The following is a 14,553-nucleotide window of genomic DNA, read 5'->3' as shown; positions in this document are numbered from 1 at the left end:
CGTGCGGCCGGGCATATCCGGCCGCATTGGGGGTTAGCATTTCCGGAATGCGCGTGGCTGATCCCGGCGCATGCGTGGAATTGGCGGAGCAATGCGATGATTGCGCCGCAAAGGGGTGAGACGGGATCGAACACGGCAGAGCGCCAGACGTAACGGCGGCTGCAGGGAGGTTTCAATGACGACGATGAGCAGCGCCGGACGCGTATCGACTGCAGGCGCAGGTTTCCTTGACAAGGAACACACGATCGCGACCGCCGGCTTCAATCGCTGGCTGGTGCCGCCGGCTGCGCTGTGCATCCATCTGTGCATCGGCATGGCGTACGGCTTCTCGGTGTTCTGGCTGCCGCTGTCGCGCGCGATCGGGCTGAGCGCGCCGAAGGCGTGCCCCGATATTTCGCTGGTCCAGGAATTGTTCACAACGACCTGCGACTGGAAGGTCGCGAGCCTCGGCTGGATGTATACGCTGTTCTTCGTGCTGCTCGGCGTCTCCGCCGCGATCTGGGGCGGCTGGCTCGAGAAGGCCGGTCCGCGCAAGGCCGGCTTCGTCGCGGCGCTGTGCTGGGCCGGCGGTCTCGTGATCGGCGCGCTGGGCGTCTACACGCATCAGCTCTGGCTGATGTGGCTTGGCTCCGGCGTGATCGGCGGCGTCGGGCTCGGGCTCGGCTACATCTCGCCGGTGTCGACGCTCGTGAAGTGGTTTCCTGACCGCCGCGGCATGGCGACCGGCATGGCGATCATGGGCTTCGGCGGCGGCGCGATGATCGGCGCCCCGCTCGCCGACAGGCTGATGAACTATTTCAAGACCCCGACCTCGGTGGGTGTCTGGGAGACTTTCCTCACCATGGGCGCGATCTATTTCGTGTTCATGATGATCGGCGCCTTCCGCTATCGCCTGCCGCCGAGCGGCTGGCAGCCGGAGGGCTGGACACCGCCCTCCAAGACCAACGCGATGATCTCGACCAAGAACGTTCATCTCGACAACGCGCACAAGACGCCGCAATTCTGGCTGATCTGGTGGGTTCTGTGCCTGAACGTGTCGGCGGGCATCGGCGTGATCGGCATGGCGTCGCCGATGCTGCAGGAGATCTTCGCCGGCAAGCTGATCGGGCTGCCCAGTGTCGGCTTCAATGCGCTCGACGCATCGCAGAAGGCGCAGATCGCGGCGATCGCCGCCGGCTTCGCCGGCCTGCTGTCGCTGTTCAACATCGGCGGCCGGTTCTTCTGGGCCTCGCTGTCCGACATGATCGGCCGCAAGAACACCTACTACACGTTCTTCATTCTCGGCATTGCGCTTTACGCGCTGGCGCCGACCTTCGCCGCGATGGGATCGAAGCTCTTGTTCGTGCTCGGCTTCGGCATCATCCTGTCGATGTATGGCGGCGGCTTCGCCACCGTGCCGGCCTACCTCGCCGACATGTTCGGCACCCAGTTCGTCGGCGCCATCCATGGCCGCCTGCTGACGGCGTGGTCGACCGCGGGCATCATCGGTCCCGTCGTGGTGAACTACATTCGTGAATTCCAGCTGGCCGCCGGCGTGCCGCGCGACCAGCTCTACAACACGACGATGTACATCCTGTGCGGCATGCTGATCGCGGGCCTGATCTGCAACTACCTTATCAAGCCGGTCGATCCGAAATGGCACATGAGCGATGCCGAAGTGGCGAAGCTGCAGGCGGCAACGGCGACCGGCGGCAACGGTGCGACCGGATCGTTCGGCATCGGCAAGGGTGGTCTGGACGGCAGGGCGGCTCTGTTCTGGCTGTTCGTCGGCATTCCGCTGGCCTGGGGCATCTACATGACGCTGCTCAGCGCGGTCAAAATCCTCTGATCGCGGCAATTGTCCCCGCGGGTTGCCGATTCTCCGGCGCCTGCGGCGTTCGCTTTATTCAATGAACAGAAATGGGATTGGGGGATTTTTCAATGTTTTGCACCCGGATTTTCCTTGCCACCGCGCTGCTTGCCGTGGGGCTTCATGCCGCCTCGGCCCAGACCGCGGCGCCGGCCGCGCCGACACCCGCGGCCACGACGGCCAAGCCGTCGAAGATGAAGCTGACGATGGAGAAACTGAAGGCGATGAAGGCCCAGTGGCGCGCCAACAAGCCCAAGCTGAAGGCCTGCCGCGCCGAGGTGAAGTCGAAGGGCCTGACCGGCGACGACCGCTGGTTCTATATCGAAGAATGCATGGCGAAGAGCTGAGGGCTGCAAATGTACGCAACCCGTCATTGCGAGGAGCGATAGCGACGAGCAATCCATCGTTCTGCATACGCGGTGGGATGGATTGCTTCGCGGAGCCTGTCATCCGGCGGCGCTTCGCGCCGACCGGGCGGCTCGCAATGACGTGGAAGGAGCTGTGTCAGCTCCATCCTGTACGGATCAATGGGGCGTGACAGCGATCGCTCACGCCCCTTTTGCAGTGTTTGACAGAGCGTCTCCCGGCGTCACTCCGCGGCGGCTGGTGTCGCCTTGGCGGGCTCCAGTGCGGCTGCGATCGCCTCGTCGACCCGTTCGAGCCAGATGAACTCCAGTTTGGCGCGGGCGCCGGCGGGGATGTCGTCGAAGTCGCGCCTGTTGCGCGCCGGCAGCATCACTCGCGTCAGGCCTGCGGCTGCGGCGGCGACCACCTTCTCCTTGATGCCGCCGACCGGAAGCACGAGGCCGCGCAGCGAGATCTCGCCGGTCATCGCGGTGTCACTGCGCACCGTGCGGTCGGTCAAGAGCGAGGTGAGGGCGGTGAACATCGCGACGCCTGCGCTGGGGCCGTCCTTCGGCGTCGCGCCGGCGGGAACGTGGACGTGGATGTCGCTCTTCTCGAACACGCCGGGGTCGATGCCGAGCTGCGAGGCGCGGTTCTTCACCAGGGTCAGCGCAGCCTGCACGCTCTCGCGCATCACCTCGCCAAGCTGTCCTGTGATCATCAGCGCGCCGCGGCCCGGCGTGCGCGAGGCCTCGATGAACAGGATGTCGCCGCCGACCGGCGTCCAGGCAAGCCCGGTGGCAACGCCCGGGATGCTGGTGCGCATCGCGATCTCGTTCTCGAACCTGGGCTGGCCGAGCAGCGACACGATGTCCTTCGGCGCGATGGTGACGTGGCTCGTGCTGCCTTCGGCGATCTGCACCGCGACGTTGCGCAGCACCTTGCCGATCTCGCGCTCCAGATTGCGGACGCCGGCCTCGCGAGTGTAGCTGCGGATGATCAGCCGCAGCGCATCCGGGTCGATCTCGACCTGCTCGGCCTTGATCCCGTTGGCCTCGAACTGGCGGCGCACCAGATAGCGCTTGGCGATCTCGAGCTTCTCGTCCTCGGTGTAGCCGGCGAGGCTGATCAGCTCCATGCGGTCGAGCAGCGGCCCGGGGACGCCGTCGAGCATGTTGGCGGTGGCGATGAAGACGACGCGCGAGAGGTCGAACGGCACGCCGAGATAATTGTCGCGGAAGGTGCCGTTCTGCTCGGGGTCGAGCACTTCGAGCATCGCGGCCGACGGATCGCCCTGGATGCCGCGGCCCATCTTGTCGATCTCGTCCAGCATCATCACGCAATTGCGCGCGCCGGCCTTCTTGATCGCCTGGATGATGTTGCCGGGCAGCGCGCCGATATAGGTGCGGCGATGGCCGCGGATCTCGGCCTCGTCATGCACGCCGCCGAGCGAGACACGAACGAACGGCCGCGACATCGCGCGCGCGATCGATTGGCCGAGCGAGGTCTTGCCGACACCGGGCGGCCCGACGAAGCAGAGGATCGGCGCCTTGCCGCCGGGCGCGAGCTTGCGCACCGCGAGATATTCGATGATGCGGCTCTTGATCTTCTCCAGCCCGTAATGGTCCTGGTCGAGGATCTTGCGCGCCTCCGCGATGTCGATCGGCTTTTCCTCCGGAATGCTCCAGGGCAGCTCGATCAGCCAGTCGAGATAGCTGCGCACCATGCCGGATTCGGCCGCCGCCTCCGGCATCCGTTCGTAGCGCCGCAATTCCTTCTGCGCCTGGCTCTCGGCCTCCGGCGGCATCTTGGCGTCCGCAATGGCCTTGGTCAGTTCGGCAACCTCGGCGGCCTTGCCATCGCCTTCGCCGAGCTGGCGCTGGATGGTCGCCATCTGCTCGCGCAGGATCGCCTCGCGCTGCCGCTCGTCGAACACGGCCTTGGTCTTCTGCCCGATCTCCTGGCTTAGCCTCAGCACCTCGATGCGCTCGGCGAGATGCCGCGACACCTTGTCCATCCGCGCCACGAGGTCGACGGTCTCCAGGATGTCCTGCTTCTCCTGCGGCTTGATGTCCATGTAGGAGGTCGCAAGGTCGGCCAGCGTGGCCGGCGACGTCGTGCCCTGCAGCGCGGCGATCAATTCGGGTGGCGTCTGCGGCAGCAATTGCGCGGCCTCCAGCGCCTGGCGCTGCAGATTGAGGAAGCGCGCCTCGATCTCGGCTGAAGTGTTGGTCGGCTCGGGGATCTGCAGCACGCGGGCGGCAAGGAACGGCGTGCCGGGCAGATAGTCGAGCACGCGCATGCGCTGCACGCCCTGGCAGACCAGGTGGTGGCTGTCGTCGGCGCCGGTGATGTAGCGCACAATGTTGGCGACGGTGCCGACACGATAGAGCCCGTTGGGGCCGGGATCGTTGGCCTCGGGATCGCGCTGCAGCAGGATGCCGATCGGCCGCTGCTCGCGCACCGCCTGCTGGGCCGCGGCGATCGAGGTTGCACGCGCGATCGTGATCGGGATGATGACGTCCGGAAACAGCACGGTGTTGCGGACCGGGACGATGATCAGCGCGTCGCTCGGGATCGGCATCGAGCTCGATGCTGGGCTTGAGATGTCTGATGCAGCCATGTCGAAATCCTCAGCTCGATTTTCCGAGCCGCAGGCCGACGCAGCCATGCGCGGCAAAGCGGCTGATGGTGTAGCGGCCGGTCGGCAGCGCGATGCGGCGCTCGAAGCGGCCCTGCGGCAGCTCGAGGCGCAGGATGCGGGCGTTGCGGAGTTCCGAGGGCAGGGTGCGGCGGCCCGAGATCACCAGCGTGCCGCCGTCAAGCGCGGCCTCGACCTCGTCGGGATCGACCCCCGGCAGCGCGACCAGGATCAGGATCTCCTGCTCGGTCTCGATCACGTCCATCGGCGGTTCCCAGCTCGGCTCGTTGCCGCCCGCGCGCGGATGCAAATTGAGGAAGCTCTGGTGCAACCGTTCGGCGCGGGCGAGCGCCTCGATCGCATCCGACAGCATCCAGTTGGTCTGATCCTTGGGCCGCATGGGTACTCTCCACGTCGCATTGGCGGGCGAGGTTACCGGTCTTGCCGCCGACCGTAAACCGGCCCCTCGCGCCGCCGATCGAGGGCAAAATTGTCCGAAATCTCGCGATTTGCGGCATGGCTGCGGTGCGACAGCCGCACGCTGCCCGGACCGGAATGGCTCGATGTTTGGATCGCCGCCTACAGCCAGCCGGAGCGCCTGAATCGCCAGAACAGCCCGCCGCATGCGACCAGCATCAGGCCCATTACGACGAAATAGCCGTACTCCCATTGCAGCTCCGGTATGTACTTGAAATTCATGCCGTAGATACCGGCGACGGCGGTCGGCACCGCAACGATCGCTAGCCATGAAGCGAGCTTCTTGGAAATCGCCGTTTCCTGCGCCTGACCGACCAGCAGGCTTGCTTCAAACGCAAAGGCGAGCACCTCGCGCAGCGAGTCGATCCGCTCCTGGATGTTGCGGACGTGATCCGTGACGTCGCGGAACAGGGGCCGCATCGTGTCGCGCACCATCGGCAGATCGTCGCGCTCCAGCCTGCGGCAGACCTCCACCAACGGTCCAATCGCGTTGCGCAGCCGCAGCAGGTCACGTCGCAGCAGATAGAGCCGCTGGATCTGCGCCCGCGTCATCGCGCTCGCCAGTACCTCCGCCTCCATCGTCTCGACCTCGTCCTGGATCGTCTCGAGCACCGGCGAGTAGTTGTCGACGATGAAATCGAGGATGGCGTAGAGGATGTAGTCCTCGCCTCGGGCAAGCGCGCGCGGACAGCTCTCGCAGCGCTCCCTGACCCGCGTGTAGGACGTCGAGGCGCCGTGTCGGACCGAGACGATGTATCCCTCGCCGACGAACAGATGCGTCTCACCGAACGCGATACTTTCGCCGTCGAGCTGCGCGGTGCGCGCCACGATGAACAGCGCATCGCCGTATTGCTCGATCTTCGGCCGCTGATGCGCGTGATCCGCATCTTCGATGGCCAGGTCGTGCAGCTGGAATTGCCGCTGCAAGCTGCTGAGTATTGCCATATCGGGTTCGTGCAGGCCGATCCACACGACGTGATCCGGCTTGTTGCGCCAGTCCGCTGCTTCATCAATCGCGATATTGGCAACGCGTCGTCCCTCGACGTAGACGCCTGCCGCGATTACGCCATCGGAGTGGACGGGCCCGGCGGTTGCGACAGTTGGCGATGCGAGGTTCATGATCTCCACCCTCGACGCGGTTATCGAATCCGCTTGACGACAATTCGCGATCAAAAGGCTAGCACCGAATGGGCGCTGGTCAACACGCGCGGATCCGTCCTGTTCCGACGGTCCGGGGTCGGCCCGTCACAGCAGGCGGTGCGGCCGGTCTTTATGCGGCGCCTATGCCGCACCGCGGCGGGTCCTCTCGAATTCTTACGCCCTTCCCAGCATCTTCTGGCGTGACGCGGTGCGTTCGCCCGCTGCATACAGGAAGGTGGGACATGACCTTGCTCCATGTACACGATGTCCGGCCGCACGGTTCGGCCGGTGCCATGCCGGCGACGCTGCGGCGGACCATCCGGCGGATCGGTCATGCGTTCAGGACGATTCACCGCGCCATTGCGGCCGCCAAGATTCATCGGCTCCGCAACGAGATGTTGCTGCATCGCGGCCATGAGGATTGGGCACGGGCCAATCTCAATGTCGGCCTGCTCGGCGGCGATACGGAGAAATATCCGCGCCCGCCGGTCGTGCTCGGCTCGAAGTGGGACTGCTGAGATGCGCGCAGTCTCATTCATCGCTGCCCTGCCGCGCCGCGCCGCGGAAGGCCTGCTCGCATTCCTCGCCTGGATCGGCGAGGAGCCGATCGGCAGTTACCGGCCCGAGGCGTACCATATGCGCGGCCCGGGTCCGGCCTGGCGGGCCAAGCATCAGCCGGGTCAGGTCGCTTCACTTCGGCGCGTCAGGTGATCGAGCAGATTCATCGGCAGCGGGAAGACCACGGTCGAGGAGCGCTCGCCGGCAATGTCATGCAGCGCCGCGAAATAGCGCAGCTGCATCGCCTGCGGCTCTTGGGCGAGGATGCGGCCCGCCTCGACGAGCTTCTCGGCGGCCTGCTGCTCGCCCATCGCGTTGATCACCTTGGCGCGCCGCAGCCGTTCCGCCTCGGCCTGCTTGGCGATCGCCCGCACCATGGTTTCGTTGAGATCGATGTCCTTGATCTCGACCGCGGTGACCTTGATGCCCCAAACGTCGGTCTGCTTGTCGAGGGTCTCCTGGATGTCGGCGTTCAACTTGTCGCGTTCCGCCAGCATCTCGTCGAGCTCGTGCTTGCCGAGCACCGAGCGCAGCGTGGTCTGGGCAAGTTGGCTGGTCGCAGCCATATAGTCGCCGACCTTGATGATGGCGCGCTCGGGATCGACGATACGGAAGTAGAGAACGGCGTTGACCTTGACCGAGACGTTGTCACGGGAAATCACGTCCTGCGGCGGTACGACCTGCACCATTACCCTGAGATCGACCTTCACGAGTTGCTGCACCACCGGAATCAGGATGATGAGCCCCGGGCCCTTCACCCCGGTGAAACGGCCGAGCGTGAAGATGACGCCGCGCTCGTATTCGCGCAGCACGCGCACCGCCTGGGTCAGGAATATGATGACAAGCAGCGCGACCGCCGCATAGGCGAAATAATCAAGCATCATGCTGTACCTCCTTCGCTGATGGCGGCCGGCGTACGCCGTACCACCAGCGTCAAATCGATGATGTTGTCGACTTCGACCGTCTCTCCCGCCTTGAACGTCTCGGTGCCGCGGGCTTGCCAGCGTTCGCCGTTGGCGAAGACGTGACCCGTGGTATCGGACCAGTCGAGAACTTCGGCCGGCAGGCCGCGCATGGCTTGCGCACCGGTCCGGACCGGGCCGTTGCGGGCGCGGCGCAGCGCGCCGAGCACGACAAGAATGAGCCCACCGAACATTGCCGCGACGATGCCGATGAGCGGCCATGACAGCCGGTATCCGGGCGCCTCGATCCTGAACAGCATGGCCGCTCCCAGCACAAAGGCGACGATTCCTCCGAGGCCGATCACGACGGTCGGGTTGAAGGCTTCGATCGCGAGCAGCGCCATCCCGACCAGCATCAGGGCGAATCCGGCGTAGTTGATCGGCAACATGTTCAACGCGTAGAGGCCTAGCAGGAGGCAGATCGTACCGACAACCCCGGGCGCCACGGCACCGGGAGACATGAATTCAAAGATCAGGCCGTAGATGCCGACCATCAGCAGAACGAATGCGATGTTGGGGTCGGTGATGACCGCAAGCGCGCGCGAGATCCAGGTGGGATCGATGGCTTCGATCACGGCATCCTTCGTCGCCAGGCGTTGTGTCTTGCCTCCGCCGAGATCCACCGTCCGGCCATCGACCTGGCTGAGCAAGTCGGCCGGATCACGCGCGGTAAACTCGATGACATTGGCCTGCAACGCGGCGCTGGCGGAGAGGGTGGCGGCATCGCGGACTGCCTTCTCGGCCCAGTCGGCATTGCGGCCACGCAGTTCGGCGAGGCTGCGGATGAGGGCGACGGCATCATTGGTCGCCTTCATCGTCATGCTATCCTTCCCCGACGGGTGGTCGCCGTCCTTCTTGTCCTTCCCGTCCTTGTCCGGGGTGCCGCCCGGCAGACCCGGTAGCGGGCCGCCAATCTGCACCGGCGTCGCGGCGCCGATATTGGTGCCGGGCGCCATGGCCGCGATATGGGTCGCATAGAGAATATAGGTCCCGGCGCTCGCGGCATGGGCGCCGGAGGGAGCAACGTAACCGACGACGGGAACGGGCGAGGCCAGCACGTCGGTGATGATCTCGCGCATGCTGGTGCTGAGACCGCCCGGGGTATTCAGGCGCAGAATGACGATCTCGGCGTGCCGCTCGGCCGCCTTTGCCAAGCCGTCCTTGACGTAGCTGGCCGATGCCGGCCCGATCGCCCCATCGATGGAAATGGTCAGGGCCAGACGGCTGTTGTCCGCGGCCGTGCCGGGACGGATGGAAACAACCAGAGCGACCAGAATGGCCGCCACAACGAGAGCCGCCTTGAAGGTCTGCACGGCAACCACTCCCTTGCCGTGGATATGGGGCGCCGTTCTGGAACCTCAATATGGCGCGGTGTCACGGGCGATGCTGGCGCGTGCCATTGTGCATTGCGATGGCTTGTGGCGCTCAGGCCAGGCGACTTGCGGTTCTCGCCGCGCAAATTCTTGGCACTCACGGCGGCGCCGCCATCAGCCGATATTGTCGACGAAAAGCGGCTCGTACAGCGAGCGCGTATCGCGGCGGACGGTGGGCACACTGGCTCGGTTCTCGGGCGCGGAGATCCGCTGCGCCTCGACGAAACCGCTGAGGATCGCGAGCGCGAGATCGGTATGGTGGGTCTCGATCGACTGGTCCAGCCAGTCGGGAAGCTCACGTTCGCGCGACAAGGCGCAGTGCCACTCGCCCTCATCATAGACCAGGCGACGGATCTGCCATTGCGGCAGTTCGAGATCGAGCAGCGCGATCGCGGCGTCGGTCCAGGCGCCGGACTGGATCAGGCCCTCGACACGTGAGGTCTTGCCGCTCGGTCCGACCGAGGGAAAGCGCCGGCAGGTCTGGCCGATGATGTCGGCCATGAACTCGGCCGTAACGGCATAAGCGTCGCGCAGCCGTTCGCCGAGGTCGGTGGAGGTGTTCGCGGATAGCATTGACATGGCGTCATCTCGTTCTACGCGCGGCCCAAGAAGGCTAGATCAAGGCATTGGCCGCACGCCCAAAATGGCCAGACCGCCATTTGAAAACGAGATGAGGCGAGAGGCAGAGATATAGGGATTCCATAAAGATTGAACGTGTCGTCACCCTCGCCATTGGGGGCGGAGCATCTGGTTTGTCTTCCCGCAAACTCGTCATGGCCGGGCTTGTCCCGGCCATCCACGGTCTTTCTTTGTGGTAGCCAAGGCGTGGATGCCCGGGACAAGCCCGGGCATGACGAGCCGGTGGCAAGATCGACCAAACAGCGCGCGTCGGCCACCGTGGCCTTTATACGATTCCTATAACGTCCCTATTCGCCACCTCTCGAAAACCTATGCCCTGGATGGCACCTCACGGCCATCCGGCGCGGAGCGCTTATGCGGTTGCCCGCGCCCTGTGACGTATAGGAGTCTCACATGATGGACATTCTCATGGCGGCGCTCGCGATCGGCTTCTTCGCGGCCGGCATCGGCTACGCCTACGCCTGCGAACGGCTGTAACGGAGGCGGCGATGATCTTCGATTACTCGCTCGCCGGCCTCGTCTCGCTCGGCCTGTTGTTCTACCTCACCTACGCATTGCTGCGGCCCGAACGCTTCTAGGCGGCCCGCGATGTCAGCGCTTTGCACAATTCTGTTAGCCGACGCGGTGCTGACCGGGCTGTTGCTCGGCATGTTCGCGTCGCTGCTGCGCTTCGCTCCCATTCGAAAGGCTTGACGCAATGACCGTCATCGGCTGGATTCAAATCATTCTATTTTGCGCGATCGCGGTCGCGCTGGTCAAACCGCTCGGCTGGTACATGACCCGCGTGTTCAACGGCGACCGCACCTTCCTCTCTCCCGTGCTGCGCCCGGTCGAGCGCGCGATCTACTGGGTCGGCGGCGTCGACGAGCGGCGCGAGCAGCATTGGCTGACCTATACGGTCGCCATGCTGCTGTTCCATGTCGGCGGCTTCGCCCTCATCTACGGCCTGATGCGGTTGCAGGCGGTGCTGCCGTTCAACCCGGCCGGACAGTCGGCGGTTGCCGAGGATCTCTCCTTCAACACCGCGATCTCGTTCATCACCAACACCAACTGGCAGAACTACGGCGGCGAGAGCACGCTGTCATATCTGGTCCAGATGCTCGGCCTGACCCACCAGAACTTCCTGTCGGCGGCGACCGGCATCGCACTCGCGATGGCGCTGATCCGCGGCTTCACCCGTTCGTCGATGCGCACGGTCGGCAATTTCTGGGTCGACGTCACCCGCTGCACGCTTTACGTGCTGCTGCCGATCTGCATCGTCTATGCGCTGTTCCTGGTCTCGCAGGGCATGCCGCAGACGCTCGGTGCCTATGTCGACGCCGCCACGCTGGAGGGCGGCAAGCAGACCATCGCGCTCGGGCCGGTGGCCTCGCAGGTCGCGATCAAGATGCTCGGCACCAACGGCGGCGGCTTCTTCAATGCCAACGCTGCGCACCCGTTCGAGAACCCGACCGCGCTGTCGAACTTCGTGCAGATGATCTCGATCTTCGCGCTCGGTGCTGCGATGACCAACGTGTTCGGCCGCATGGTCGGCAATGAGCGCCAGGGCTGGGCGATCCTCGCGGTGATGGGCATCCTGTTCGTCGCCGGCGTCACCGTCACCTACTGGGCGGAAGCCAATGGCACCACGGCGCTGCACGCACTCGGTCTCACCGGCGGCAACATGGAGGGCAAGGAGGTCCGCTTCGGCATCGTCGCGTCCTCGCTGTTTGCCGTCATCACCACCGCTGCGTCCTGCGGCGCGGTCAATGCGATGCATGACAGCTTCACCGCGCTCGGCGGCATGATCCCGCTAATCAACATGCAGCTCGGCGAAGTCATCGTCGGCGGCGTCGGCGCCGGCTTCTACGGCATGCTGCTGTTCGTCGTGCTGGCGATTTTCGTCGCCGGCCTGATGGTCGGCCGCACGCCGGAATATGTCGGCAAGAAGATCGAGGCGCGCGAGGTCAAGATGGCGATGCTCGCGATCCTGGTGCTGCCGCTGATGTATCTCGGCTGGACCGCGGTCGGCGTGGTGCTGCCGTCGGCGGTGGCCTCGATGGCCAATGCCGGCCCGCATGGCTTCACCGAGGTGCTCTATGCCTACACGTCCGCGACCGGAAACAACGGCTCGGCATTCGCCGGTCTCACCGGCAACACCCTGTTCTACAATCTGACGCTCGCCTCCGCGATGTTCGTCGGCCGTTTCTTCATGATCGTGCAGGCGATGGCGATCGCGGGATCGCTGGTCGAGAAGAAGTCGATCCCTGCATCGGCGGGCACCTTCCCGACCACCGGTGGCCTGTTCGTCGGCCTCGTCATCGGCGTGATCCTGATCATCGGCGGCCTGACCTTCTTCCCGGCGCTGGCGCTCGGGCCGATCGTCGAGCACCTCGCCGGCAACGCCAACACCCTGTTTTGATCCGCTATGTCTGGAGTAACATCCATGGAAACCATGAAACTGCAGAAGCAGGTGACGGCGTCGACCATGCTCGACCCGAAGATCCTGGTGCCGGCGATCTGGTCGGCTTTCGTCAAGCTTGATCCCCGATTAATGGCGAAGAATCCCGTCATGTTCGTGGTCGAGGTCGTGGCGGCGCTGACCACGGTCATTTTCGTGCGCGACCTCGTCACCGGCAACGCCAATCTCGGCTTCACCTTCCAGATCATCCTGTGGCTCTGGTTCACGGTGCTGTTTGCCAACTTCGCCGAAGCCGTCGCCGAGGGCCGCGGCAAGGCGCAGGCGGAATCGCTGAAGAAGACCCGCACCGAGAGCCAGGCCAAGCTGCTGACCAGCACCGACCGGACCTATCGCATGGTGCCCGGCACCTCGCTCAAGGTCGGCGACCTCGTACTGGTTGAGGCCGGCGACAACATCCCGTCCGACGGCGAGGTGATAGAGGGCGTCGCTTCCGTCAATGAGGCCGCGATCACCGGCGAGTCTGCGCCGGTCATCCGCGAGTCCGGCGGCGACCGTTCGGCGGTCACCGGCGGCACCCAGGTGCTGTCGGACTGGATCCACGTCCGCATCACCGCGGCGCAGGGCTCGACCTTCATCGACCGCATGATCAGGCTGGTGGAGGGCGCCGAGCGGCAGAAGACGCCGAACGAGATCGCGCTCAACATCCTGCTCGCTGGCCTCACCATCATCTTCGTGTTCGCCACCGTGACGATTCCGAGCTATGCGGCCTATGCCGGCGGCTCGATCCCGGTCGTGGTGCTGGTGGCGCTGTTCGTTACGCTGATCCCGACCACGATCGGCGCGCTGCTGTCGGCGATCGGCATCGCCGGCATGGACCGGCTGGTGCGCTTCAACGTGCTGGCGATGTCCGGCCGCGCGGTGGAAGCCGCCGGCGACGTCGATACGCTGCTGCTGGACAAGACCGGCACCATCACGCTCGGCAACCGCCAGGCGACCGCGTTCCGCCCGATCCGCGGCGTCTCCGAGCAGGACCTCGCCGACGCGGCGCAGCTCGCCTCGCTGGCCGACGAGACGCCGGAGGGCCGCTCGATCGTGGTGCTCGCCAAGGAGAAACACGGCATCCGTGCACGCGACATGCACGAGCTTGCTGCGACCTTCGTGCCGTTCACGGCGCAAACCCGCATGAGCGGCATCGATGCCGGCGCGTCATCGGTTCGCAAGGGGGCGGTGGACGCCATCCTCAGCTATGTCGACGGCGGCGAACCGCGTGCGGTCGCTTCGGGCAATACCGTCCGTGCGGTCGCGGCGACGATGAGCGCAGAAGCGCGCGAGATCCAGGCCATCGCCGACGAGATCGCCAAGGCCGGCGGCACGCCGCTGGCCGTAGCCAAGGACGGCAAGCTGCTCGGCGTCGTGCACCTGAAGGACATCGTCAAGGGCGGCATCCGCGAGCGCTTTGCCGAGCTGCGCCGCATGGGCATCCGCACCGTGATGATCACCGGCGACAACCCGATGACCGCGGCCGCGATCGCGGCCGAGGCCGGTGTCGACGACTTCCTGGCGCAGGCAACTCCCGAGGACAAGCTCAAGCTGATCCGCGACGAGCAGTCCAAGGGCAAGCTGGTCGCGATGTGCGGCGACGGCACCAACGACGCGCCGGCGCTGGCGCAGGCCGACGTCGGCGTCGCCATGAACACCGGCACGCAGGCGGCCCGCGAGGCCGGCAACATGGTCGACCTCGACTCCAACCCGACCAAGCTGATCGAGGTGGTGGAGATCGGCAAGCAGCTGTTGATGACCCGCGGCGCGTTGACCACGTTCTCGATCGCCAACGACGTCGCAAAGTACTTTGCGATCATCCCGGCGATGTTCCTCGCGTTCTATCCGCAGCTCGAGGTGCTGAACGTGATGCATCTGGCAAGCCCGCAGAGCGCGATCCTGTCGGCGATCATCTTCAATGCGCTGATCATCATCGCGCTGATTCCCCTGGCGCTGAAAGGCGTCAAGTACCGCGCCGTCGGCGCCGGCGCGCTGCTCGGCCGCAACCTGATGATCTACGGCCTCGGCGGCATCATCATCCCGTTCATCGGCATCAAGGCGATCGACCTCATCGTCGCCGCCCTGGGCCTGGCGTAACCCGTACAACCGTCATTGTGAGGAGCGACGCG

The 14,553-nt window shown here is 65.2% G+C and carries 13 protein-coding genes; 7 read left to right on the top strand and 6 right to left on the bottom strand.

The features are described from left to right. Positions 1 to 175 precede the first annotated feature (175 nt). Positions 176 to 1,828, top strand: coding sequence for an OFA family MFS transporter (locus ABIB78_RS09475; protein WP_429023923.1), 1,653 nt, complete (start codon positions 176 to 178; stop codon positions 1,826 to 1,828). 92 nt (positions 1,829 to 1,920) lie between these two features. After that, positions 1,921 to 2,196, top strand: a complete 276-nt coding sequence (locus ABIB78_RS09470; protein ID WP_429023921.1) for a hypothetical protein — start codon at positions 1,921 to 1,923, stop codon at positions 2,194 to 2,196. A gap of 242 nt (positions 2,197 to 2,438) precedes the next feature. Here the strand turns inward: ABIB78_RS09470 and lon are convergent, their stop codons facing one another. From lon to corA, 3 genes are all read right to left on the bottom strand, one after another. Further along, positions 2,439 to 4,817: an endopeptidase La gene (gene lon, locus ABIB78_RS09465; protein WP_429023920.1), complete on the bottom strand. Its 2,379-nt coding sequence runs from the start codon at positions 4,815 to 4,817 to the stop codon at positions 2,439 to 2,441. 10 nt (positions 4,818 to 4,827) lie between these two features. Then, positions 4,828 to 5,235 (bottom strand): Hsp20/alpha crystallin family protein, encoded by a 408-nt coding sequence (locus ABIB78_RS09460; protein WP_429023918.1) that lies wholly within the window; start codon positions 5,233 to 5,235, stop codon positions 4,828 to 4,830. 179 nt (positions 5,236 to 5,414) lie between these two features. After that, positions 5,415 to 6,431, bottom strand: a complete 1,017-nt coding sequence (corA, locus tag ABIB78_RS09455) for a magnesium/cobalt transporter CorA (RefSeq protein ID WP_429023916.1) — start codon at positions 6,429 to 6,431, stop codon at positions 5,415 to 5,417. 263 nt (positions 6,432 to 6,694) lie between these two features. Here corA and ABIB78_RS09450 point away from each other — a divergent pair, with 263 nt between their 5' ends. Continuing rightward, positions 6,695 to 6,970 (top strand): hypothetical protein, encoded by a 276-nt coding sequence (locus tag ABIB78_RS09450; protein ID WP_429023915.1) that lies wholly within the window; start codon positions 6,695 to 6,697, stop codon positions 6,968 to 6,970. 1 nt (position 6,971) lies between these two features. Next, a complete protein-coding gene (locus ABIB78_RS09445) occupies positions 6,972 to 7,163 on the top strand; it encodes a hypothetical protein (protein WP_429023913.1) in 192 nt (63 codons plus the stop codon). Here the strand turns inward: ABIB78_RS09445 and ABIB78_RS09440 are convergent. From ABIB78_RS09440 to ABIB78_RS09430, 3 genes are all read right to left on the bottom strand, one after another. Further along, entirely contained in the window at positions 7,133 to 7,894 is a 762-nt protein-coding gene (locus ABIB78_RS09440; protein WP_429023911.1) for a slipin family protein, read from the bottom strand. The genes ABIB78_RS09445 and ABIB78_RS09440 overlap by 31 nt on opposite strands. Next, positions 7,891 to 9,285, bottom strand: coding sequence for an NfeD family protein (locus tag ABIB78_RS09435; RefSeq protein WP_429023909.1), 1,395 nt, complete (start codon positions 9,283 to 9,285; stop codon positions 7,891 to 7,893). Before ABIB78_RS09435 ends, ABIB78_RS09440 begins: the two co-directional genes overlap by 4 nt. A 174-nt stretch (positions 9,286 to 9,459) precedes the next feature. Then, a complete protein-coding gene (locus tag ABIB78_RS09430; protein WP_429023907.1) occupies positions 9,460 to 9,924 on the bottom strand; it encodes a hypothetical protein in 465 nt (154 codons plus the stop codon). A gap of 548 nt (positions 9,925 to 10,472) precedes the next feature. Here ABIB78_RS09430 and ABIB78_RS09425 point away from each other — a divergent pair. The 3 genes from ABIB78_RS09425 to kdpB all read left to right on the top strand — a co-directional run bounded on the left by ABIB78_RS09425 (position 10,473) and on the right by kdpB (position 14,521). After that, a complete protein-coding gene (locus ABIB78_RS09425; RefSeq protein ID WP_016846764.1) occupies positions 10,473 to 10,562 on the top strand; it encodes a K(+)-transporting ATPase subunit F in 90 nt (29 codons plus the stop codon). Between the two features lie 119 nt (positions 10,563 to 10,681). Beyond that, positions 10,682 to 12,385 (top strand): potassium-transporting ATPase subunit KdpA, encoded by a 1,704-nt coding sequence (kdpA, locus tag ABIB78_RS09420; RefSeq protein WP_429023904.1) that lies wholly within the window; start codon positions 10,682 to 10,684, stop codon positions 12,383 to 12,385. A gap of 24 nt (positions 12,386 to 12,409) precedes the next feature. Then, complete coding sequence (gene kdpB / locus ABIB78_RS09415; RefSeq protein ID WP_429023902.1) at positions 12,410 to 14,521, top strand: potassium-transporting ATPase subunit KdpB; 2,112 nt, start codon at positions 12,410 to 12,412, stop codon at positions 14,519 to 14,521. Positions 14,522 to 14,553 lie beyond the last annotated feature (32 nt).

It is taken from the genome of Bradyrhizobium sp. I1.14.4, assembly GCF_050435825.1.
Classification (GTDB): domain Bacteria; phylum Pseudomonadota; class Alphaproteobacteria; order Rhizobiales; family Xanthobacteraceae; genus Bradyrhizobium.
This window is presented reverse-complemented; position numbering and strand designations above follow the sequence as displayed.